22 protein-coding genes are annotated in these 22,693 nt (G+C 30.9%); 11 read left to right on the top strand and 11 right to left on the bottom strand.

Translation table 11 applies throughout. From position 1 onward, the window contains the following. The first annotated feature begins 113 nt into the window (after nucleotides 1-113). The gene (locus tag CKA54_RS00210) at nucleotides 114-536 is read left to right on the top strand and encodes a PepSY-like domain-containing protein (RefSeq protein WP_120758979.1); all 423 of its coding nucleotides are present in this window, start codon (nucleotides 114-116) and stop codon (nucleotides 534-536) included. A 28-nt stretch (nucleotides 537-564) separates the two neighbouring features. Here the strand turns inward: CKA54_RS00210 and CKA54_RS00205 are convergent, their stop codons facing one another. The 5 genes from CKA54_RS00205 to CKA54_RS00185 form a co-directional block, all read right to left on the bottom strand. After that, entirely contained in the window at nucleotides 565-1,098 is a 534-nt protein-coding gene (locus CKA54_RS00205) for a HyaD/HybD family hydrogenase maturation endopeptidase (protein WP_120758978.1), read from the bottom strand. Then, nucleotides 1,095-1,787 (bottom strand): Ni/Fe-hydrogenase, b-type cytochrome subunit, encoded by a 693-nt coding sequence (gene cybH, locus CKA54_RS00200; protein WP_120758976.1) that lies wholly within the window; start codon nucleotides 1,785-1,787, stop codon nucleotides 1,095-1,097. The genes CKA54_RS00205 and cybH overlap by 4 nt, the downstream gene beginning before the upstream one ends. A 15-nt stretch (nucleotides 1,788-1,802) precedes the next feature. After that, entirely contained in the window at nucleotides 1,803-3,518 is a 1,716-nt protein-coding gene (locus CKA54_RS00195; protein ID WP_120758974.1) for a nickel-dependent hydrogenase large subunit, read from the bottom strand. 2 nt (nucleotides 3,519-3,520) lie between these two features. Next, complete coding sequence (locus tag CKA54_RS00190) at nucleotides 3,521-4,660, bottom strand: hydrogenase small subunit (protein ID WP_120758972.1); 1,140 nt, start codon at nucleotides 4,658-4,660, stop codon at nucleotides 3,521-3,523. A 159-nt stretch (nucleotides 4,661-4,819) separates the two neighbouring features. Beyond that, nucleotides 4,820-7,393 carry an ATP-dependent Clp protease ATP-binding subunit gene (locus CKA54_RS00185; protein ID WP_120758970.1) on the bottom strand — a complete coding sequence of 858 codons (2,574 nt, stop codon included), beginning with the start codon at nucleotides 7,391-7,393 and terminating at the stop codon, nucleotides 4,820-4,822. A gap of 210 nt (nucleotides 7,394-7,603) precedes the next feature. Here CKA54_RS00185 and CKA54_RS00180 point away from each other — a divergent pair, with 210 nt between their 5' ends. From CKA54_RS00180 to CKA54_RS00135, 10 genes are read left to right on the top strand one after another with little or no spacing between them, the layout of a single operon-like run. Next, nucleotides 7,604-8,920 carry a S41 family peptidase gene (locus CKA54_RS00180; protein ID WP_120758968.1) on the top strand — a complete coding sequence of 439 codons (1,317 nt, stop codon included), beginning with the start codon at nucleotides 7,604-7,606 and terminating at the stop codon, nucleotides 8,918-8,920. Nucleotide 8,921: 1 nt separating this feature from the next. Next, entirely contained in the window at nucleotides 8,922-9,635 is a 714-nt protein-coding gene (gene purC, locus CKA54_RS00175) for a phosphoribosylaminoimidazolesuccinocarboxamide synthase (protein WP_120758966.1), read from the top strand. A gap of 8 nt (nucleotides 9,636-9,643) precedes the next feature. Next, on the top strand, nucleotides 9,644-9,880 hold the full coding sequence (purS, locus tag CKA54_RS00170; RefSeq protein ID WP_120758964.1) for a phosphoribosylformylglycinamidine synthase subunit PurS: 237 nt from the start codon (nucleotides 9,644-9,646) through the stop codon (nucleotides 9,878-9,880). Continuing rightward, the gene (gene purQ, locus CKA54_RS00165; RefSeq protein WP_120758963.1) at nucleotides 9,877-10,527 is read left to right on the top strand and encodes a phosphoribosylformylglycinamidine synthase subunit PurQ; all 651 of its coding nucleotides are present in this window, start codon (nucleotides 9,877-9,879) and stop codon (nucleotides 10,525-10,527) included. The genes purS and purQ overlap by 4 nt, the downstream gene beginning before the upstream one ends. Then, the gene (locus CKA54_RS00160; RefSeq protein WP_120758961.1) at nucleotides 10,521-11,726 is read left to right on the top strand and encodes an SH3 domain-containing protein; all 1,206 of its coding nucleotides are present in this window, start codon (nucleotides 10,521-10,523) and stop codon (nucleotides 11,724-11,726) included. The genes purQ and CKA54_RS00160 overlap by 7 nt, the downstream gene beginning before the upstream one ends. Further along, a complete protein-coding gene (locus CKA54_RS00155) occupies nucleotides 11,704-12,393 on the top strand; it encodes a 1-acyl-sn-glycerol-3-phosphate acyltransferase (RefSeq protein ID WP_120758959.1) in 690 nt (229 codons plus the stop codon). The genes CKA54_RS00160 and CKA54_RS00155 overlap by 23 nt, the downstream gene beginning before the upstream one ends. Beyond that, nucleotides 12,390-12,758, top strand: coding sequence for a fluoride efflux transporter CrcB (gene crcB / locus CKA54_RS00150; RefSeq protein WP_120758957.1), 369 nt, complete (start codon nucleotides 12,390-12,392; stop codon nucleotides 12,756-12,758). Before CKA54_RS00155 ends, crcB begins: the two co-directional genes overlap by 4 nt. Nucleotides 12,759-12,768: 10 nt before the next feature. After that, nucleotides 12,769-14,598 carry a molecular chaperone HtpG gene (htpG, locus tag CKA54_RS00145; protein WP_120758955.1) on the top strand — a complete coding sequence of 610 codons (1,830 nt, stop codon included), beginning with the start codon at nucleotides 12,769-12,771 and terminating at the stop codon, nucleotides 14,596-14,598. Next, on the top strand, nucleotides 14,595-14,930 hold the full coding sequence (locus CKA54_RS00140; protein ID WP_120758953.1) for a rhodanese-like domain-containing protein: 336 nt from the start codon (nucleotides 14,595-14,597) through the stop codon (nucleotides 14,928-14,930). Before htpG ends, CKA54_RS00140 begins: the two co-directional genes overlap by 4 nt. 1 nt (nucleotide 14,931) lies before the next feature. Further along, nucleotides 14,932-15,306, top strand: coding sequence for a rhodanese-like domain-containing protein (locus CKA54_RS00135; RefSeq protein ID WP_120758951.1), 375 nt, complete (start codon nucleotides 14,932-14,934; stop codon nucleotides 15,304-15,306). Nucleotides 15,307-15,319: 13 nt separating this feature from the next. Here the strand turns inward: CKA54_RS00135 and mog are convergent, their stop codons facing one another. From mog to CKA54_RS00105, 6 genes are read right to left on the bottom strand one after another with little or no spacing between them, the layout of a single operon-like run. Further along, on the bottom strand, nucleotides 15,320-15,847 hold the full coding sequence (gene mog, locus CKA54_RS00130; protein ID WP_120758950.1) for a molybdopterin adenylyltransferase: 528 nt from the start codon (nucleotides 15,845-15,847) through the stop codon (nucleotides 15,320-15,322). A gap of 3 nt (nucleotides 15,848-15,850) precedes the next feature. After that, entirely contained in the window at nucleotides 15,851-17,449 is a 1,599-nt protein-coding gene (locus CKA54_RS00125) for an AAA family ATPase (RefSeq protein ID WP_120758948.1), read from the bottom strand. After that, complete coding sequence (gene mtaB, locus CKA54_RS00120; RefSeq protein ID WP_120758946.1) at nucleotides 17,439-18,695, bottom strand: tRNA (N(6)-L-threonylcarbamoyladenosine(37)-C(2))-methylthiotransferase MtaB; 1,257 nt, start codon at nucleotides 18,693-18,695, stop codon at nucleotides 17,439-17,441. The genes CKA54_RS00125 and mtaB overlap by 11 nt, the downstream gene beginning before the upstream one ends. Then, nucleotides 18,692-20,221: a mechanosensitive ion channel domain-containing protein gene (locus CKA54_RS00115; protein ID WP_120758944.1), complete on the bottom strand. Its 1,530-nt coding sequence runs from the start codon at nucleotides 20,219-20,221 to the stop codon at nucleotides 18,692-18,694. Before CKA54_RS00115 ends, mtaB begins: the two co-directional genes overlap by 4 nt. Beyond that, nucleotides 20,218-21,276 (bottom strand): 3-dehydroquinate synthase, encoded by a 1,059-nt coding sequence (gene aroB / locus CKA54_RS00110; protein WP_120758942.1) that lies wholly within the window; start codon nucleotides 21,274-21,276, stop codon nucleotides 20,218-20,220. The genes CKA54_RS00115 and aroB overlap by 4 nt, the downstream gene beginning before the upstream one ends. A 7-nt stretch (nucleotides 21,277-21,283) precedes the next feature. Then, nucleotides 21,284-22,690 (bottom strand): COG3400 family protein, encoded by a 1,407-nt coding sequence (locus CKA54_RS00105; protein WP_120758940.1) that lies wholly within the window; start codon nucleotides 22,688-22,690, stop codon nucleotides 21,284-21,286. Nucleotides 22,691-22,693 lie beyond the last annotated feature (3 nt).

The raw sequence follows: 22,693 nt of genomic DNA, 5'->3' as shown, positions 1-22,693 counted from the left end.
TTTTATCATTATACAATTAAATACTTGCTATTTTTTTTAAAAAAACAAAGTTCACACAAAATTCACTTAATATTATTATGATTTCACAAACAATTCAATTTAAAGGATAAAAAATGAAATTAAAAATAGCTTTAACAACATTAGCCCTAGCAAGTTGTGTTTTTGCTAAAGATATCGTTGTAGGTGTTAACGCTCTACCAGCAAACTCTAAAAACTTCATACAAAAACACTTCACAGGCTCTAATATCGCTTTAGTAAAACAAGATATTGATAGTTTTGATGTATACCTTGATAATGGTACAGAACTTGAGTTTTTCACAAATGGTGATTGGAAAGAAATTGATGCAAAATATAGACCAATTGATACATCATTTTTAAGTCCAAATGTTTTAGCAACAATTAAAAAAATGCACCCAAACGCAAGCGTAATCAAAGTTGAGAAAGAAATTCAAGGTTATAAATTTAAACTCAACAATATGATGGAAATTTATACTGATATGAATGGAAATTTCTTAGGACAAAAATTTGATGATTAATAAAACTAAAGACTAAGCAAAACTTAGTCTAGTTTTTATAAGAGCTTAAAGCAAGCTCTTGTATATCATAGTTTGCAATTCTCTCATAAGTGAAGCTTTTTTTCTCTAAAAAATCAAGTAAAATTTTCTCCATTTTTTCTAAAGCAGCCAAGACTTCTTTGGAAAGCTCAAAACTTAAGGGTTCTATACGTTTTGGCACACAAGCTAAAATTTGAGTTTTAGGCAAGTCTCCCATAAGCTCCATATACTGTAAAGTTTGTAGCATTTCAACTTCATGCGCACTACCACTCCAATTTACTTTTTTTGGCATTGCATCATAAGGAAAGAAAAATATATCTCCGATTTTAGCATCATCTGCTGCTATACAATCAATCACAACCATTTCATCATAATCAGCGATGATATAACTAAGTTGTAATGCCAATGTTCCACCATCTACAAAACTTACCGAATCCTTTTCATGATAAAATCTGTAGTTTTTTTCTAAAAGTTTGCAAAGATGAACGCCTAAGCCCTCATCTGCAAACATGATATTACCAATGCCTAAAACTAAAAGTTTCAATGATTTTCTCTTACAAATTTATAACCACTAAAGATAGCATCTAAAGCACCATCTTTACCTTTAACCGAGTTAAATACAGCCATATAAATATGCACTGGCACAAAAATCAACACAACCCACATTAAAATTCTATGATAGGTTCTAACATCAGCTAAACCACCCAACATTACTTCAACAGGTCTTAAAATGTCATATAAAAATCCACCCAAACCCTCATGATACACATGCATATAAAGAATCAAACCGGTTAAAATCAGCCCAAACATTACAAGATAAAAGAAAAAGTAAGTCGCAAATTGCAAAGGATTATACACGCCTTGTAAATGAGGATGTTTTCCTAAGAAAATATAAAATTTAATTTGCTCTATCCATAATTTTACATTAAAAATATCTTTAATACTTCTTCTTTCATTTGCACTTTTTGGATCAAAAAAGAACAAATACGTCTTAAAAAGCACACAAGCTATCATAATAAAACCAAAAATTTGGTGTACCATACGGTATTTTGCTTGCATGAATAAAGTTGGCTCAGATGAAATAGAAGGAGCTTGAAACACATAAGAAATGTAATATCCAGTTCCCACTAAAATCACGATCACAATCGCTCTTAACCAATGCGTAAAACGAAGACCGATACTAAATTCATACTCGGCCTTTCTATTTGATTTTAAGGAATGTTTAGAATCCATACTAAAGTCCTTTCCTTATAAATTTACATTTACTTTATACTCGCTAAGATTATTACCTTTAGTATCCATCACATGCACAGCACATGCAATACAAGGATCATAAGAGTGGATTGCTCTTATAACTTCTAAAGGTTGTTTAACATCAGCTAGTTTCATACCAATAAGACATTGCTCATAGCTCCCACCTACTCCATTTGCATCTTTTGGACTTGCATTCCAAGTAGAAGGCACCACTGCTTGCCAATTTTCAATTACACCATTTTTAATTCTACACCAATGGCTTAATGCACCACGAGGCGCACTTCCCATAAATCTACCTTTATACTCTTTGTTTTTATCGATCACATAAGTAGCACAAGTGCTTTCATCTGTTTTTAAATTTTCAACCAAAGAATTAAATGCTTTTAAACCGTGATCTGCAATGATTTTTGCTTCAATTGCTCTAGCACCTGTTCTTCCTAGAGTACTCATGAGCGCTTGAACTGGTAAGTTAGTTGCTTTTAAGAATGAATCAACTGCTTCTACAACAATTTGATTACCCTTAGCATAATTCACTAAAATGTTAGCCAATGGTCCAACTTGCATAGGTAAGTTTTCATATCTTGGAGCTTTAATCCAGCTATATTTGCCCTTAGTATCAAACACTTTACTATGAACCATATTGCCTTTATCATCAATACTTTCGCCATCAACTAAGCCAGTATAATTTGGATTTGTTTTGCCATCATAAGGATGTAAGGCTTCATTGTCTGCATACCAAGCTCTTGTGGCTTCTTCAGTGATTTTAGCTTCATCTACTTCTTCCACCTTACTCAAATCACCATTTCTAATAATACCGCCTTCAAACAACCATTCATCACTTGAAACTTGGAATTCTCTTTCGGTGTAAAAGTTATTAACGCCCACATCATTTAAAACACTCGCTTCTTTAGAATAAGCTTTTGCTGCCATGATTAAATCCGGATAATAAGCACGATTAATAAAATCAGCCACTTCTTGGAATTTAGTCATATACTCAGCCATTCTTGAAGGGTTTAAAAGATCCATAACACAAGTCACACCACCGACTGTTAAGCTTTGAGGGTGAGGATTTTTTGCACCAAAAATTGCCATTGCTTGGGCAATTGTTCTTTGAATTCTTAAACATTCTAAATAATGCGAAAGTGCGATAAGATTTTGCTCAGGAGTAAAGCGGTAAGTTGCGTGTCCATAATAAGCATTTGCAAATGGCCCAAGGTTACCTTTATCTACAAAAGCTTTTAATCTTTGCTGTACTTCTAAAAGCTTATCTGCACCTGTTGCATAAGGCACATCAGTGTATTTAAACGCTTCATCACTTGCTTTTTTTACATCAGCGCTTAAAGCACTTACAACATCAACAAAATCAAGCCCATGCAGTTGATAAAAATGTACAGGGTGATCATGCATATACAAAGCTGCATTCATTAAAGTTCTAGTTAAAACTGCATTTAACGGCGGAGTAATACCTAAAGCATTTTCTACCGCTATAATCCCTGCTCTATAATGTGAAAAAGTACAAACCCCACAAATTCTTTGAGTTAAAAAGCCCGCATCTCTTGGATCACGCCCCTTAACAATTGTTTCCAAACCTCTCCATAGAGTTGATCCCGAATATGCTTCCTTGATGACATTGTTTTCATCAACCACTACTTCAACTCTTAAGTGTCCTTCTATTCTAGTAAGTGGATCTATAATAATTCTTTTTGACATTCTTAATCCTTATTCTTTTCTAATGAAGCAATCACAGCATGCGCAGCAACAGCAACACCTGTTACACAAAGCACACCTATACCGATTTTATCTGAAATACTATCTGCACCCAAACCATAAACAGTATCAAATAATCTTCCTGCCATTACCTCTTCAAAAGGCCCCATAGTATCCCAAAAATCAGGTTCAGAACAACCTATACAGCCATGCCCAGCTTGCACCGGCCAAGAAGTGTGCTGATTAAATCTTTCTTTAGAGCAATTGTTAAATGTATAAGGTCCTTTACAACCTACCTTATATAAACAATATCCTTTTTTTGCACCCTCATCACCAAATTGTTGCACAAACTCACCCGCATCAAAACGCCCTCTTCTTTCACAAAGATCATGAATTCTTAAAGCGTAAGCCCATTTTGGTCTATTATAAGCATCAAGTGCTGGTAATGTTTGATAAAGTATATAATGAATCACATTGCCAATGATGTTTTTCTCGCTTGGAGGACAACCTGGAACATTGATCACTGTTTTGTTTGTAACTTTGCTTAAACTAACTGCATTACTCGGGTTGGGTCTTGCAGCTTGAATACCACCAAAAGCCGAACAAGTTCCTATAGCAAAAATAGCCAAAGCATTATCACAGGCTTGTTGCGCTATTTGCTTTCCTGTTTTACCATGCGGTCCTATAGTTAAAAAGTGCTCTGTATTACCTGTTGGTATACCACCTTCTACCATTAAGATATATCTACCTTTGTATTTTTCCATGGCAGATTCAAGGTTATACTCTGCTTGCCAACCTGCTGCACCCATTATAGTTTCATGATATTCTAAAGAAATATGATCAAAAATCAAACTATCGATTGTAGGCGCATCACTTCTTAACAAACTCTCAGAACAGCCTGTACATTCAGCCATATGAAGCCAAATCACCGGAAGTCTATCGCTAAGCTCAGCAGCTCTTGCAACTACAGGTGTAAAGCTAGCAGGTAATGCTAAAAATGCAGTCATCGCACTAGCCCATTTCATAAAATCTCTTCTTGAAAAGCCTGATTGTTCTAAGGCTTTAGAGATAGAAATCTCATTTTTCAAAAGAGGAAGTTTTTCTAATGCATCTAAACGGCGATTAAAAATATCCAAATCACTCATTTGTTGTTCCTTAATTTTTAAAAATATCATTAAAGATTTTAAAATATTTATTGTTAAGAATAGATAAAAAAATAATAATTTATTAAACAAAAATACAAAATGTTTACAATTTAATGTTAATAGGAGAAATTTACTCTAAATAAGCAAGTATAAACTTGCTTATTTTTTTGTAATTACAATAGAATCATCTTTTGAGTCTATAAAGATGGTTTCATTTTCATTTAATTCATCAGATAAAATCATATCGCTTAGTTTGTCCTCAACCATGTCATATAAAGCTCTTTTTAATGGCCTTGCACCAAAATCTACATCAAAACCAATCTTTGCAATCAAACTAGCTGCCTCATCACTCAAATTCGACTGAATACCTCTGTTTGCAAGAGTTTTTTGCAGGGTATTAAATAATAGTTTAACTATTTTAACCGCCTCGCTCTCTCCCAAAGGATTAAACGTAATAATATCATCTAAACGATTTAAAAATTCAGGCTTAAAAAATCCTCTAAGTGCTTCTTTGATCGCCTTATCTCTTTCGTCTCCTTTAAGCTCCATAATAAAATTAGCACCAATATTAGAAGTTAAAATAATAATAGTATTAGTAAAATCAACCGTAACACCTTTGCTATCTGTAGCTCTACCATCATCTAAAATTCCCAAAAGTATATTAAATACATCTTTATGTGCCTTTTCCACTTCATCAAACAAAATCACACTATAAGGTTTTCTTCTTACTACTTCGGTTAATTCCCCACCCTCTTCATGTCCTATATACCCAGGAGGTGCTCCTAAAAGTCTTGATACGCTATGTTTTTCCATAAATTCACTCATATCAAAACGCACCATAGCCTTTTCATCATCAAATAAAAATTGAGCCAAGGCTTTGGCACTTTCTGTCTTACCCACTCCAGTTGGCCCTAAAAATAAAAAACTTCCTATAGGTTTTCCAGCTTGATTCAACCCTGCTTTATTGCGCTTAATAGCTCTAGCCAAGGCACTTAAAGCCTCATCTTGACCTATAACACTTTTTTGCAAATATTCTTGAATATTTAAATACTTTTGTTTTTCAGAAGTAAGCATTTTTTGCACACTTATACCTGTCCACTTGCTTAAAATTCCAGCTACTAAATCCTCATCAACTTGATTTTTAAGCAAAACCCCTTCTTGTGTCATTTGCTTCCATTTTTCTTCTAAATTTAAAACTTCCTTTTCACACTCTAAAATCTTACCATACTCTATCTCAGCTGCTTTTTGAAAATCACCTTTATTTTTTGCAAAATTTGCTTCATTTTTCAAACTGTCAATTTCTTTTTTCTTTAAGCTAATGCCATTAAAAACAGCCTTTTCATTCTCAAACTGAGTATTTAGCTTAATCTGCTCTTCTTTTAAATTTGCTAATTCTTTTTTAATTTCTTCTAGTCTTTTTGTATTAGCTTCATTGTTTTCCATTTTTAAAGCTTCATTTTCTACTTCTAAACTTTCAATTTGCTTTCTAACTTTTCTTAATGAATTTGGCTCGCTTTCTATTTGCATTTTAAGTTCAGCCGCAGCTTCATCGATCAAATCAATCGCTTTATCAGGTAAAAATCTATTAGCGATATAGCGTTTAGATAATTTTGCAGCAGCCACTAAAGCACTATCATTGATGGTTACATTGTGATGAATTTCTAGTTTTTCTTTTATCCCTCTAAGCATAGCCAAAGCTTCATTTACATTTGGTTCGGCTACATTTACAGGCTGAAATCTCCTTTGCAAAGCTGCATCTTTTTCAAAATATTTTCTATATTCTTTTAAGGTAGTAGCTCCTATGGTATGAAGCTCACCTCTTGCTAATGCGGGTTTTAAAATATTTGCCGCATCCATACTGCCTTCGTTTGCACCAGCACCTACTATAGTGTGAATTTCATCAATAAATAAAATAATATTTTTATGCTTTGTTACTTCATTAACCACAGCCTTTAATCTATCTTCAAATTCGCCACGATATTTTGCTCCAGCTATTAAAGCACTCATGTCTAGTGCAACAACTTTTTTATTTTGTAAAGAAGTCGGAACATCTTTTTTTACTATTCTTTGTGCTAAAGCCTCTACCACTGCAGTTTTTCCCACACCAGGTTCACCAAGCAAGATGGGATTGTTTTTTGTTTTTCTTATTAAAATTTGCATTAATCTTTGAATTTCTTCTTCTCGACCTATTACTGGATCAAGCTCTCCATCTAAAGCTTTTAAAGTTAAATCAATACCAAATTTAGATAAAGAGTCTAAAGTCTCATCACTTGTTTTAGTATCTATCTTAGCACCCGATCGGATCAACTCTAATTCTTTTTTAAATTCATTCAAGTCCACAAACTTAGACAAAATACTCTTTATAGGTTCATTAAAACTTTCCGAAATAAGCCACATATCTACGGCTAAATAACTATCTTTGTTTTCTAAAGCCAAGCCCTTTGCTTTTTCAAAAGAATTAATAAAATCATTTGAAAATTTAATATTATCTTTATTAACATTTGAGCTTGTAGGAAGAGAAGCGATTTTGCTTTTTATTTCTAATTCAAAAGCTTCTTTTGAAATATTTAATTTATTAAAAACTTGATTTAGCAAACTTGAACTATCAACACTTAAAGCCCATAGCAAATGCAAGGGTTTAATTTCGCTATTTTTAGAATGAATGGCCAAAGAAATCGCACTTTCTACATTAGAAAGCATAGAGTCTGTTAAAAAATCTTGTATATTTGCCATTGTTACTCCTTTATTACTTTATATGAAAAATATTATATAACTTTAGTCTTATATTGTCAAGTTTATTTAGTTATTTTTATAAATATTATTTTATATTATTACACTAATATCATAAAAATATTTGGTATATTTACGATTTTTTAAGCAAAAATCAATAAAATTAGATAATTTATTTTTATGAATTCATATATTTAATTTTGGAGTTTTCCTTTGAAGACAAAAAGAAATCTTATTATTGCAGCAAGTCTTTGTAGTCTATTAACCGCTTCTTTTATTTTTACCAATCTACAGGCTAAAAACCCTGCACCAAGTGAAGCAGAAAAGAAAATAGAAGCTTTATCAAAACTCACAAGAACTATGTCTATTATCGAGCAATATTATGTTGATGATGTAAATTATACAGATTTGGTTGATAAGTCTATAGCAGGCTTATTAAGCAACTTGGATGCTCACTCATCTTTTTTAGATGAAAAAGGCTATAAAGAACTTAAAGAACAAACTAACGGGGAATTTGGTGGACTTGGTTTTACTATCACCCAAAAAGATGGTGCAATCACCGTAGTAGCTCCTATTGAAGGAAGTCCAGCGGATAAAGCGGGTATAAAAACCGATGATATCATCTTGCGAATCAACCATGAATCTACTTTAGGTATGACTTTAAATGAAGCTGTATCAAAAATGCGTGGAGAGCCTAAAACCAAAGTTACTTTAACTATTTATAGAAAAGGCGACCTTAAGCCGTTTGATGTTAATTTAAAAAGAGATATCATCAAGGTTGATAGTGTTTATGCTAAATTAATCGAAGATGAAAATCTACTCTATTTAAGAGTAACCAATTTTGACAAAAATGTCGTAGATGAAGCAGGTAAGGCCATAAAAAAACACTCTAATGCAAAAGGAATTATACTTGATCTTAGAACTAATCCAGGTGGAATTTTAAATCAAGCAGTTGGCTTGGTTAATCTTTTTGTTGATAAGGGCGTGATTGTTTCTCAAAAAGGCAAAATAGAAAGCGAAAATGTAGAATTTAAAGCAAATCCTAGCAAAAAAATCACCAACGCACCTTTAGTAGTGCTTGTAAATGGCGGTAGTGCTAGCGCTAGTGAGATTGTAAGCGGTGCGCTTCAAGACTTTAAACGTGCGATCATCATAGGAGAAAAAACTTTTGGTAAAGGTAGTGTTCAACTTATTTTACCTATGGATGAAAAAGGCAAAGAAGGATTAAGATTAACCATTGCAAAATACTACTTACCAAGCGGCAGAACCATACAAGCGGTTGGGGTTAGTCCTGATATAGAAGTATTTCCAGGTAAAGTAAGCAAAGAAGAAAATCAAGGTTTTGAAATCAAAGAAAGCGACCTTAAAAAACACCTGCAAGCTGAACTAGATAAAATAGGACACCAAGAAAAGAAAAAAGATACTAAAGAAGATAAAAATATCATTACCAAAGAGCAAATTCAAAATGACATACAATTAAAAACAGCAATTGATGCGATCAAAATTCTAAACATCACAAAAGGAGACTAATATGGCAACAAAACTAGAACTTTTATACGAAGGTAAAGGTAAAAAAATGTTTAAAACAGATAATGAGAATATTCTCATTACTGAATTTAAAGATGATTTAACTGCTTTTAATGCAGAAAAAAAAGGTAATGAAGCAGGAAAAGGTGCATTAAACTGCAAAATTAGCACTGAAATTTTTCATCTTTTAGAAAAAGAAGGCATTAAAACCCATCTAATAGAAACAATTGGCGAAAAAGAACAAATCGTTAAAAAATGCGATATTATACCTATTGAAGTAATCACTAGAAATGTGGCAACAGGATCTTTAACCAAAAGACTAGGTATCAAAGAAGGAACAGTTTTGCCTTTTGCTTTAGTTGAGTTTTGCTATAAAGATGATGCTTTAGGTGATCCTATTATCAATGATGAGCACTGCTTGATTTTAAATTTAGTCAAAAGCGAAAAAGACCTAGAATTAATCAAAAACACCGCAAGACATATTAATTCTATTTTAGTTAAATTCTTTGAAGCAAAAGGATTGAGACTGATTGATTTTAAATTAGAATTTGGTATCGATAGCGAAGGGAATATGATTTTAGCAGATGAAATCAGTCCTGATAGTTGTAGATTTTGGGATAGCAAAACCAATGAAAAATTAGATAAAGACCGTTTTAGACAAGATTTAGGCAATGTTAAAATGGCATATGAAGAAGTATTAAAAAGAATTTTAAGTTAGGAAATATAATGAAAGTAACTGTAAACATTACACTGAAAAATGGGGTTTTAGATCCTCAAGGTAAAGCTATAGAAAAAGCTTTACACTCTTTAGATTTTAATAATATTGCAAATGTAAAAACCTCAAAACAAATTAGTTTTGATATTGCTTGCGAAGATAAAGAAGAGGTTTTAAAACAAGTAGACTTAATGTGCAAAGAATTACTTGCAAATACTGTGATAGAAGATTATGAGATAATACTATGAAAGTAGCTATCATTCGTTTTCCTGGAACCAACTGTGAATTTGATACAGCTTATGCTTTTGAAAAGCTAGGTGCTCAAACTGAAATCATTTGGCATGAAAGACAGGATTTTAACGCAGATTTAATTGTCTTACCAGGTGGATTTTCTTACGGAGATTACTTAAGATGCGCAGCTATTGCAAAACTTGCTCCTGCTATGAAAACACTAAAAGAACATGTGCAAAAAGGCGGATATGTCTTAGGGATATGCAATGGTTTTCAAATTTTACTTGAACTTGGACTTTTAAAAGGAGCTATGAAGCACAACAATAGCTTAAGTTTTGTTTCTAAAATGCAAAAATTACAAGTAGTCTCAAACCAAAATGTTTTTTTAAAGAATTTTCAAAAAAATGATATCATAGAACTTCCTATTGCACATGGTGAAGGAAACTACTTTAATAGTGAAGATGGTATCAAAATGCTAGAAGATAAAGATATGATTTTACTACGATATGTAAATAACCCAAATGGTTCTTTGAACGATATAGCTGGAATTTGTGATGAAAATAAAAAAGTATTTGGATTAATGCCACACCCTGAAAGAATGTGCGATGAAATACTAGGATCAAAAGTAGGACTTAAAATGTTTGAAGGATTTTTAAATTGCTAAAAACCTTCAAAGTTTTTTGTATATTTTTACTTACTCTTCATCTTTATGCTCAAGAAAATAGTGTTTTTCAAGATTATGAAACCTTAGAAAAAAACTATAATATGCTTGATGATCAAGCTAAGCAAATTTATAATACTATTGCACCTAGTGATGAGAATAACTATGAAAATAAAGTTAGCGAGGAAAAGTTTATCCCTCAAGGATCACTAGTATTAAACGCAAAAGATTATATTGAAGAAGCTTATATTGATCAAGCTTTTGCAATAGACCTTGAGGTAATTACCACAACCAATGCAAGCTTTGATTTGAATGTAAGCTTTGAAAAAAATGAAGATATGCTTTGGATTAATCCTAATCCTATTTGGGAGCAAAAAGCAAATTCATACCATACAAAATTATGGTTTGAAGCTAAAAGTCTCAATGCTAATTTAAACAAAATCATTGTTTCTTTGAGTAGAAATGATTATATTTTCCAAAGTTCTTCTTTGATTATCAAACCTATTAAATTTATTAAAATTGATGCTCCTTCAAATAAATATTCTCATATTGTTGCAAGCAATCTTGAAGTAAAACAGATTAAAGCAAGTAATTTTGACAATGATAATATGATTTTATTTATAGAGCTTGCGGGGGAAAATACCAATCTAGCAAGTTTTAATATCAAAGACATACAAAAACAAGGTGTAGAAGCTATCAAAGGAGATTTTGAAAAGCAAAGTGGTTTTTACTATGCCATCTTAGATAAAAGTAAAACTCGTTTTGATTTTTCTTATTTTAATTTAAATTCTAAAGAACTAAAAGATTTTTCTTTAAAAATAGAACTAAAAGAAGATAGCATTAGCACACAAAGCGATTTAAATCCAAAAACTAATGATTTTAACTTTTATAAACAAGTAATTTTATGGAGTTTAAGTGGTATTTTTGCTTTATGGTTTGTTTTCAAAAAAAGCTATGTGGCTTTAGGCCTAACTATACTAGCTTTAATTGCAAGTTTTTTAGCGCAAAATAACATTTACAAAGCAGTATTACAAGCAGAAAGCAAGGTGCAGCTATTACCAACGCTTAATTCAACGCATTTTTATTCAGGCAAATACAATCAAGAAGTAGAAGTACTCGACTCAAGAAATGAATACCGAAAAATTTTATTTAAAAATGGAAAAATAGGCTGGGTTAAAAGTGAAAATTTATCAAAGATTTAAGGCTTTAATTTTTTGGATAGAATTTATTTTTTCTATCATTTTTTTATGTATAGCATTTTTATTAATGCATTCTCAAGAAAAAATTTGGAAACTTAGAAAAACTTGGGCGAAGCTACAAAAATACATTATAAACTATCAAATTCAAACTCAAGGATCAATGCACCCGCAGGCTAATTTGCTTCTTATTAACCACCAAAGTATGCTAGATATCGTTGCTTTGGAAGATTTAAGTCCTAGAAATATTTCTTGGATAGCTAAAAAAGAATTAGGAGAGCTTCCTATCTTTAAAACCTTAATTAAAAAACCCAAAATCATTTGTATTGATAGAAGTCCTAAAGGTTTAGTAAAGCTTTTAAAAGAAGCTAAAGAAAGACTTAATGAAGATAGAATTTTAGCTATATTCCCAGAAGGTACAAGATCAAAAACACCACAACTTTTAAAATTTAAAGTTGGAGCTAAAATTTTAAGTGAAAAACTGAATTTAAAAGTTCAACCTGTAGTGATTGTTGATTCAGCTAAAATTCTAGATACTCAAAGTTTTAGTGCCAATAGTGGGGTTTTAAAAGTTGTTTTTCTTGACCTTGTAGATACTAGCAAAGAAAATTGGCTTGAACAAACTAGAAAAGACATGCAGGCTGTATTAGATAAAGAAAGGTTGCAAAATTGATCACAACAATCTTAGCAGTGGGCTTAGGAGGATTTTTAGGAGCAATTGCAAGAATGCTAACTAGTAATTTCTTCAATAAAATCATTCCACACAACTTTCCCTATGGCACTTTAATGGTTAATATCATAGGTTCATTTTTAATGGGATTGTTTTTTTCTTATACTAATTCAAAAGGCATTAACATCCACACTAAAAGTTTTTTAAGTACAGGTTTTATGGGTGCTTTTACAACTTTTTCTACTTTTTCTTATGAAAATTTACTTTTTTTACAAAGTGGGGATTATTTACATTTTGTATTAAATGTTGTGTTAAACATAGGTCTTTGCCTTTTAGCTGTATGGCTTGGCTTTTTAATTTTTAAATAAAGGAGATATAATGCAATTTCAAACCGAAGTTAATCAACTTTTACAATTAATGATACATTCTTTGTATTCAAACAAAGAAATTTTTTTAAGAGAACTGATTTCAAATGCAAGTGATGCGCTTGATAAACTAAGCTATTTAAGTGTCAGTGATGATGCATATAAAAATTTAAAATTTGAACCAAAAATTCAAATCAATTTCAACCAAGAAGCAAAAACTCTAACCATTAGTGATAATGGTATAGGTATGAACAAGGAAGATTTAATCAATCATCTTGGAACTATTGCTAAAAGTGGTACAAAAAGCTTTTTAGAAAATTTAAGCGGTGATGCAAAAAAAGATTCACAACTAATAGGTCAATTTGGCGTAGGTTTTTACTCTGCTTTTATGGTAGCTTCTAAAATAGAAGTTTTGAGCAAAAAAGCTTTAGAAGAGCAAGCTTATCTTTGGACTTCTGATGCAAGTGGCTATGAAATCGAAGAAGCAAAAAAAGATGAACAAGGTACTTGTATTACTTTACATCTAAAAGATGAGGAATTTTTAAATTCTTATCGCATTGAAAGTATAGTAGAAAAATACTCTAACCATATTCAATTTCCTATTTTTATGGAGAAAGAAGAGTATTTACCATTAGAAGAAGGCGAAAAAGAACCTAAAAAAGAATTAAAAAATACTCAAATCAATACCGCAAGTGCTTTATGGAGACAAAACAAAGCAAATTTAAAAGCACAAGATTATGAAAGATTTTATGAGCAAAATTTCCATGATTCAAATAAACCTATGCTTTATATTCATACAAAAGCTGAAGGTTCTATAGAGTATAATTCTTTATTTTTTATACCTGCACAAGCTCCATTTGACCTCTATAGAGTGGATTACAAAAGCGGTTTAAAACTATATGTAAAACGCGTATTTATCAGCGATGATGATAAGGAATTGTTACCAACTTACTTAAGATTTGTACGTGGTATTATTGATGTAGAGGATTTACCACTTAATGTTAGTCGTGAAATTTTACAAGAAAATAGAATTTTGAAAAGCGTCCAAGAAGCAAGTGTTAAAAAAATCCTAGCAGAACTTAAGAAATTTAAAGACAAAGACAAAGAAAATTATCTTAAATTCCATGAAAATTTTGGAAAAGTTTTAAAAGAAGGTTTATATGGTTTTAGTGAAAACAAAGACGCAATTGCTAAACTTTTATATTTTAAAAACTCAAACAAAGAAGAATTAATCGATCTTGAAGAGTACAAACAAAATTTAGCTGAAGGTCAAAATGAAATTTTTTACATTAGCGGTAAAAATGAAAAATTATTAAGAAATTCTCCATTGCTTGAAAGCTATAAACAAAAAAATATCAATGTTTTATTGCTTGATGAAGAAATCGACACCATAGTTATGCCTATGATGAATGAATTTGAAGGTTTAAAATTTAGTGCTATTAATCACTTAGCAAGTGAAGAAACAAGCGAGGAACAAAAGGCTGAATTTGCACCTTTACTCATTAAAATTAAAGAAGTTTTAAAAGATGAAGTGGAAGAAGTTAAATTAAGTCAAAGACTTTCTAATAGTCCAAGTTGTATTGTTTATGATCAAAATAAACCAGATTTTGCTATGCAACAAATTCTTAAACAAATGGGTCAAGAACAACAAATAAAACCTATACTTGAAATCAATCCTAATCATGCAATTTTAAAAGCCTTAAAAGACAATGACTCACTTGCTAGCGAAATGGCACACATTCTTTTAAATATGGCTAAATTAAGCGAAGGTATGGGTATAGATAATCCTAGCGAATTTAATAATGCATTAAACACTATCATTTCTAAGGCTTTAGAAAAATGAAAAATATTGCAATTTCTAAAGATATTTTAAAAGAGTATTGCATTATAGATGTAAGAACTCCGAGTGAGTGGAGAAGCGGTGTAATAGAAGAAGCAGAATTAATCGCACTTTGTGATGACAATGGCTTTATGAATGAAAATTTCATACAAGAATTTCAATCAAGAATAGATTATCAAAATAAAAACATCGCTTTTGTATGTGCTACAGGATCAAGAAGTAGACACACCGCTATTATGATTGAAGATGCTTTAGGTATAGAATGTGTCAATCTTGATGGTGGCATGGTGTCGCTTTTAGCGCAAGGCTATGAAGCAGTAAAAAAGGATATTTAAAGTGAAAAAAATATTTTTTACTCTCATAGCATGTATTAGCATTGCTTTTGCAGAAGTTAAAAACATAAACATCAATGCTGATATTTTAAAAAATTACCAAGTAGTTGACATTAGAACACCAAAAGAATGGGATTATACAGGTATAATTAAAAATGCAGCTAAAATCAGCTTTTATAAAGAAGATGGCACCTTAAATGAAAATTTCTTACAAGAAATTAAAAAATTAAAAAGCATAAAGCCTATTGCTTTGGTATGCAAAAGTGGAGCAAGAAGCGCTAAAGCCTCAGCATTATTAAGTCAAAACGGTATAGAAGTGATAAACCTACAAGGTGGCATGAATGCCCTTTTATCACAAGGCTATCAAACTACAAAGTAAGTCTCAAAAAGACTTACTTTTTCTTTGGTCTAAAAACCGAAATAACCTCTTCATTATTTTCAATATAAGCCCCACCTATTAAATCAACACAATAAGGTATCGCAGGAAAAACTGGTTCCAAGCACTCTCTTATAGCTTTTGGATTTCCTGGTAAATTTACTATCAGTGTTTTTCCTTTAATCCCTGCACTTTGTCTTGAAAGTATAGCTGTTGGAACATACTCTAAGCTTTTAGCACGCATTAATTCACCAAAACCTGGAAGCATTTTATCGCACACTATCTCAGTTGCCTCTGGTGTCACATCACGCAAAGCAGGACCCGTGCCCCCGGTGGTAAATACCAAATCACATTTTACATCGTCTGCTAAATAGTTTAATTTTTCTATAATAAGTTCATATTCATCTGGAATTAATTCATAAAAAAATTCTTTTTCATTCTTAATATATGAGTTTAAAATTTTTTCTATCTCTATACCGGATTTATCTTCATAAACTCCACTACTTGCCCTATCTGAAAGTACTAAAATTCCTATTTTTACCATTGTTTACTCCATTATAATTTTTTCTATATCTTGTTTTTCTATCTTTTCATTTTCTAAAAGCATATTGGCTAATTTCACTACTTTTTCTTTCATTAACTCCAAAAACTCTTTTACTTCTTGTTTTTGCTCTTGCAATAAACCTTCATTTGCCATTGCAAAACTTTCCATATAACCAAACAACTCTTTAGCTTTTAAAAGATCGCTTTGAGCATTAGTATAGCTTTCATTAAAAATAAGTTCCATCGCAACAGATCCTGCTAAAAAAACTTTGATTTTATTTAGCAATTCTGATTTTGACTTAATCGTATTTTCATATTCTTTAAATCTATCTTCAATCAAAGTAATCTTTTCAAATTTCACATCAAAATAGAAAGCACTCAAGGCTTTAGCTGCTTGATATGTAGCTTGAATTTTTCTTTCTTTATCACTCAAAGAAAAAATCTTTTTTTTACCCATTAAAACTTTATTAAGTACTGCAAAAAAATCATTTTCTTCAATCATATCAGATTTTCGCCTTATAGCATTAATCGCTGCTTCATTTACCAAAGTTTCTAAAGCCGCTCCACTAAAACCCACGCTTGCTTTTGCAATTTTTTCTAATTCTACACTTGATTTTTTTGCTTTCATATAATTTTGCAAAATATGCATTCTGTCTTTAAAATCTGGCAAAGATATAAAAATTCTCCTATCAAAGCGTCCTGATCTTAACAAAGCACTATCCATAAGGTCGATTTTATTAGTTGCAGCCATCACTATCACGCCACTATTATCTTCAAAACCATCCATTTGTGTCAAAAGCTGATTTAGAGTATTATCTCTTTCTACATTTGAAAAATCTCCCCTACTTTTACCAACTGCATCAATTTCATCTATAAAAATAATACTAGGTGCTTTTGATTTAGCTTTTAAAAAAAGCTCTCTTACTCTTTTAGCACCCATACCTACATAAATTTCTACAAAACTAGCCCCACTTTGATAAAAAAACGGCACCCCTGCTTCACCGGCTACTGCTTTAGCGATTAGAGTTTTACCCACACCAGGAGGCCCTACCAACAAAACGCCTTTTGGCATTTTTACACCAAAATCTTTATATTTTTGAGGATTTTTTAAAAAATCAACAATTTCCAAAAGCTCTACTTTGGCTTCATCCACTCCGGCTACATCTTTAAATTTCACTTCGCTAACTACATCTTGTATAGTGGTATTTTGTTCAGTTTTTTCTAAAATATTTTTTTCCAAAGAAAGTAAATTTTGTCTGTCTTTATTTCTCTTATTTAAAAACAATACATAACTTACTAAAAAAACAAGTAAAATAACAATTAAAACTATTTCACTGATATTATAATCTTTAGCATGCTCAATAGGAGTTTTTTGCCACAAAGTATTTAAGTCTACAAGTTCTTTGGCGATTAAAAAATTCCCTTCTTTAGTTTTTAATAGTACTTCATTATTTTCTATGATGACATTTTCAATTAAATTTTGCCCCAAAAGCTCCTCATAAGCTGCCTTGCTAATGTAGTCAGGTTGATTTTTTATCAACGCAACCACCACAAAAACACAAAGTAATAAAAACGAAGCTAAGATAATTTTTTTATTTTTCATCCCCTAACCTTGTATAATTACAATCTTCTTTACATTCGTAATTTTCAACACTTACCCACTGTTTAGCAATATCTTCTTTGCTTACAATTTTGATTTTATTAAAAAACTGATCATAACCTTCATAAAATTCATCTTTCTTGCTTTCGACTAAAACCTCTAAGCTATTTTTTTGCTGTTTTCTAAACTCATAATTATTTTTTGCAACAATATCTTTTAAAGTATTGAGTCTTTCTTTAGCTATATCGCCATTAATTCTCTCATTCATTGAAGCAGAATGCGTTCCATCACGCGGTGAAAAAATAAAAGCATGAATATGTGTCAATTTAAATTCTTTAAAATTTTTCAAGGCTTCTTGCCATATCAACTCACTTTCGCCAGGGTGTCCTACAATAAAGTCTGTTCCTAAAGCAAAGCCTTTTTGACTTAATTCATTAAACAATGCTAAATCATTGTGTGTGTGTGATCTTCTTCGCATAATGCGTAGCATTTTTTCGTGAGTGTGTTGCAAAGCAATATGCAAATGCTTCTCAAGCCACGGTTCATCTAAAATTTCTTTAAAACTCGCATCAATTTGTGCAGGCTCTAAACTCCCAAGTCTTACTCTTTTTATGCCGTTGATTTTTCCTATATCTTGTAGTAGTTTCCCAAGTGTTGTTTTGTCTTTTAAACCATAACTTCCTATATTAGTACCTGTTAAAACTACTTCACTGTATCCATTTTGCGCTAAAAGCTTGATTTGTTTTACGATTTCCTCGCTTGGTACGCTTCTTGACTTTCCCCTAACACTTGGGATAATACAATAACTACAAGCAAAATCGCAACCTTCTTGAATTTTCACAAATGCCTTAGTATGATTTTCATAATTACTTACAATTTTTGTATCAATAAATTGTAAATTACCAAGCTCATAAAAGGCTTTATCTTGTGAAATCAACTCATTAATTTTATTTTTATTAGAAGCTCCTAAAACTCCAAAAATTTCTTTTTTGTCGAAAAAATCTTTCCCTTTACTTACCGCACCACATCCAGTAAGTACAACTTTAACTCCATTTTTTCTTACACCATTAATATAACTTCTAAGCCCACTATCAGCACCATTAGTAACTGTACAAGAATTTACCACTATCACATCCGCTTCTTGCTCATTTTGTGTGATTTCATGATCTTTGATATAGGTTTTTAATAACTGCGTATCATAGATATTTGTCCTACAACCAAAAGTTTTAAAATATACTTTTTTTTTCAAATATTTTCCTTATTTTCTATAAATTCATGTTTTGCCATGTATAAATTTTGCGATGGATAAGCTATTTTAATATCATCATGTTTGTTAAATTCATTGATAATTTCTTTACTTATATTACTCCTTAAAACTAAAGCCGCATAAGAATTAGTCATATACCATGCAGAAATTCTCATACCATAACCTTCTAAAAATGTAAAAAATCTAGGTTCAACTTTAGGGTTTCGAATGCTATATTCATTTCTAAGCTTGCTCATAGATTCTTTTGCAATTTTGGTATAACCTTTAGAAGCTTTTACTACAATTTCTTCTATAATCTCTAAAGCTTTTTGATGATTTGAATCAAATGTTAAAGTGATATCTAGTCCATCCCATATGGTTTTCATTCCATGGTGAGTGTAATTGGATATTAAATTAGTAAAAATGAAATTATTTGGGATAAAAATAATCCTTCCACTTCTTCGGTTATCAGTATATGTAAGCAAAGAGATATCTTCATATAATGTAATCCTTAAAAAAGATATATCAATGATATCGCCAATATAATGCGTATTGTTTTGAAAAACTCTCACCCTATCACCCACTCTAAAACTTCCACCAAAGACTATCACACACCAACCAAGCATAGACATAAACATATCCTTCATCGCAATAGCCAAACCAGCAGAAGCAAAACCAAGCACAGTGACTAAATAACTAATGTTTTCTATATAACCAAAAAGCAAAATCAAAATAATCAAATTAATATTAATAAAATTGATAATTTTATTTGCTGTGTAGAAACGATCATTATCGCCAATGTATTTTCTTGCTATAAATTTAAGTAAAAAAGCTATAGCAACCACAATCACGATAGCTAAGACAATATTAAAAGCTCTCACACCTTGAATTTTAATTGAAGCAGTTGTTTTTTCGATTTCTTCTTGAATTTTCTTTTCATATACTGAGTAAGAAATTTCACCAAAACGCAAAGTCTGCGAAAAATCTCTAACCATTTGATTTGAAATTCTTAAATACTCGTTATTTTCTTTATTAGGCTCTAGTTTTGCCACCTCTGCAACCAAAACATTTTCCTTGATAAGATCATCTAAGGTTTGCTTAAAGCTGTTTAAAAGATTAATATACTCTTCTTTATCACGCTTAAGTTTTTTAATATGCGAATACGCCGAAATAATCGCCAACGGATTGGTGATTTTATCCATTTTTTCAATCTCTTCGGGAGCTAGTATCATCTTTGAAAAATTAGTGCTTTTATACTCACTTAAAAGCTCTAGTCTTTCTTTTAAAGTTAAAATTTGTCTTTCAATAATGCTTTTATTGCGTTCATTTGCCTTAAAACTTTCCTTTTCTAAAGCCAAAATTTCTGCTTGTGTTTTTTTATAAATATTAAAATTATTATATTTAATCACCCAGGTATTATAAGCAAGATTATTGTGTATTTCATTTAATTTTTGCTTTAAATGATCCAAATCTTCTTGTGCCAAAAGCAACACAAAGGGTAAAAATAAAATCAAAATAATTTTTTTCATGCAAAAACCTTTAAAGTTTCTAAAACATCTTCTTTAGATATATCATTTTTAATACAAGCTTTTCCAAGACCATCAAGCAAGATAAAGTTAATTTTTTTAAAATGTGTTTTTTTATCCATAAAAAAAGCATTATAAAACTCATCAACATCAAGTACTAAATAATCAACAGGCAAATTAAACTCAAGCAACAGCTTTTTAATCCTTTCGCATTCTTGTAAATCTAACAAGCCCAAACGAAGCGCTAAAACATTTGCCATATGCATTCCCATAGCAACAGCTTCTCCGTGTAGATACTTTTTATAACCTGTTTGGTTTTCAATTACATGTGCAAAAGTGTGACCGTAATTTAAAAGCATTCTTAGCCCATTTTCTTTCTCATCTTGCGAAACTACATTGGCTTTTAATTCGATGCTTTTTTGAATAATCTGAGCTAAAATATCATCTTCTAAGCTTCCGTTTAAAAATCTTTTTTTATCTAAATTTTCTAAAAAATCTAACATCTTATCATCAAATACCGCCGCCATTTTAATAAATTCAGCCATACCCGCAGCTAGTTCTCTTGAAGGTAAAGTTTTTAAAAAATCACTTTCGCAATAAACCGCTTTTGGTTGATAAAAACTTCCTATAAGATTTTTTCCAAAGCGATTATTCACACCTGTTTTACCTCCCACACTCGCATCTACACATGCTAGTAAAGTTGTGGGGATATTGATAAATTCTATCCCTCTTTGATAAATACTTGCTACAAAACCACCCATGTCAGAAACTACACCGCCACCAAAACTTATCAATATGCTTTTTCTATCTAGTTGATAATGGCACATTTGATCTATAATATACTCGATAGTTTGTAAGTTTTTGTACTCTTCTCCATCTTGAATTTTAATTACAAAAAGCTCTTTAGCTTGAATTTTCTCTAAAAGTATATCAAGGTGAAGTTTTGCCACTAAATCATTGGTTAAAACCACTACTTTAGTATCAAATTTTAGCTGTTTAAGCTCATTAATATATACATTATAACTTATCTTTTCACCTAAATTTACTCTAATTTGCATGCTATTCTCACAATGATGGTATAAATAATTGATAATTTTTATTCATCTTATAATATATCGTATTTAAATCTGTTTTTAAAATTTTATTAAAATTATTTCCTAAAATTTTTTCATTAAACGGTACAAAATGCAATACATTCTGCTTGTAGGAAAATTTATTAATAGGGTTGTGTTCTTTTTCTTCCACTAAAAGCAATTTTTCATCATGTAACTTTGAAAGACTTTCAAAATACTGATGATATTCAAAAATTTCTGCTTTGTTTAGTTTTAACGCATAATAATATAAAGAAAGTCCAAGTTGAATTTGCTTATTAAAATCAAGCATAATCGAAGCAATCCCTTCCACATCTTCAAAATTAGAACTCAAAACCACTGAAGATTTAAGATCTGCAAAATCTCCTTTTCCTGCTTTTAACACAGGAATTTTTAAACCAAAAAGAAAGCTTTTTTCTTTTTCAAAGAGATAATCTTCTATCACAAGTAAACCTATGTTGGTATTTTCTACAAATGTTTTAATATTTTTAATATTAGTATTTTCATGATCAAATATCACTTCAATACTATTTTTATGTAAAGCTTTAAGCTTATAATACATAGGAGTTAAAGTAGGATTGATGATTTTAAAATAAAGTTTTTTACTATTAATTCTAGTATGCAAAAGCAAACTAGTAAAAATAAGCTTCTCTATGGCAAATTCGCTCATTTTTTTCATATCAATAAAACAAAGTATATTATCACCAAATGGAGATGGAAAACGCCCAAGACTTGTTTTGACATTTGTAAAAACACTTTGCAAAACCTTAGGATCGCCTACGATTAAAATGCTATCATTTGGCATCAAAATCAACCCCGGTCTTGCTAGTATAAATTCGTTATTTCTATACACCATTACAATTTTAAAGCGTTTTTGACTAATCGAACTAATATGCCTATAAGCAAAACTTGACCCTGCAGGAATTCTCACCTCCATAATCTCACCTTGTCCAAGTCCTATAAACTGCGCCATGGAAGGCATGTTATCTAAACAACCTGCAAGTCTTATGCTTAAAGTATCATAAACATTAATCACTTCGCAAAAATTATCATCAATTTGTGTATTCCACAAATCCATAATCACAATATTTAATCTTGGTTGTAGTTTTCTTAAATTTTTATAACAAGCCAACATATCTGCTTCTTCTTGCATATAAATAATAGCTTGATGAAAATCTTCTTTGAATAAATTCTCCAACTTAATTAAACTCGTAGGATCAAACTTAAAAAAAGATATTTGTTCATTTTCTAAGTCTAAATCTACTGTTTCATCATTATAATACACAACACACAAATTCTCTTTAAAGGTCTTATTGCTATGAATTTTTCTTAAAAAATCTTTCGCAAAAAGTCCATCAGCTAACAATAAAATCTTATTCATACA

The organism is Campylobacter sp. P255 (assembly GCF_003627915.1).
Lineage (GTDB): Bacteria > Campylobacterota > Campylobacteria > Campylobacterales > Campylobacteraceae > Campylobacter_D.
This window is presented reverse-complemented; position numbering and strand designations above follow the sequence as displayed.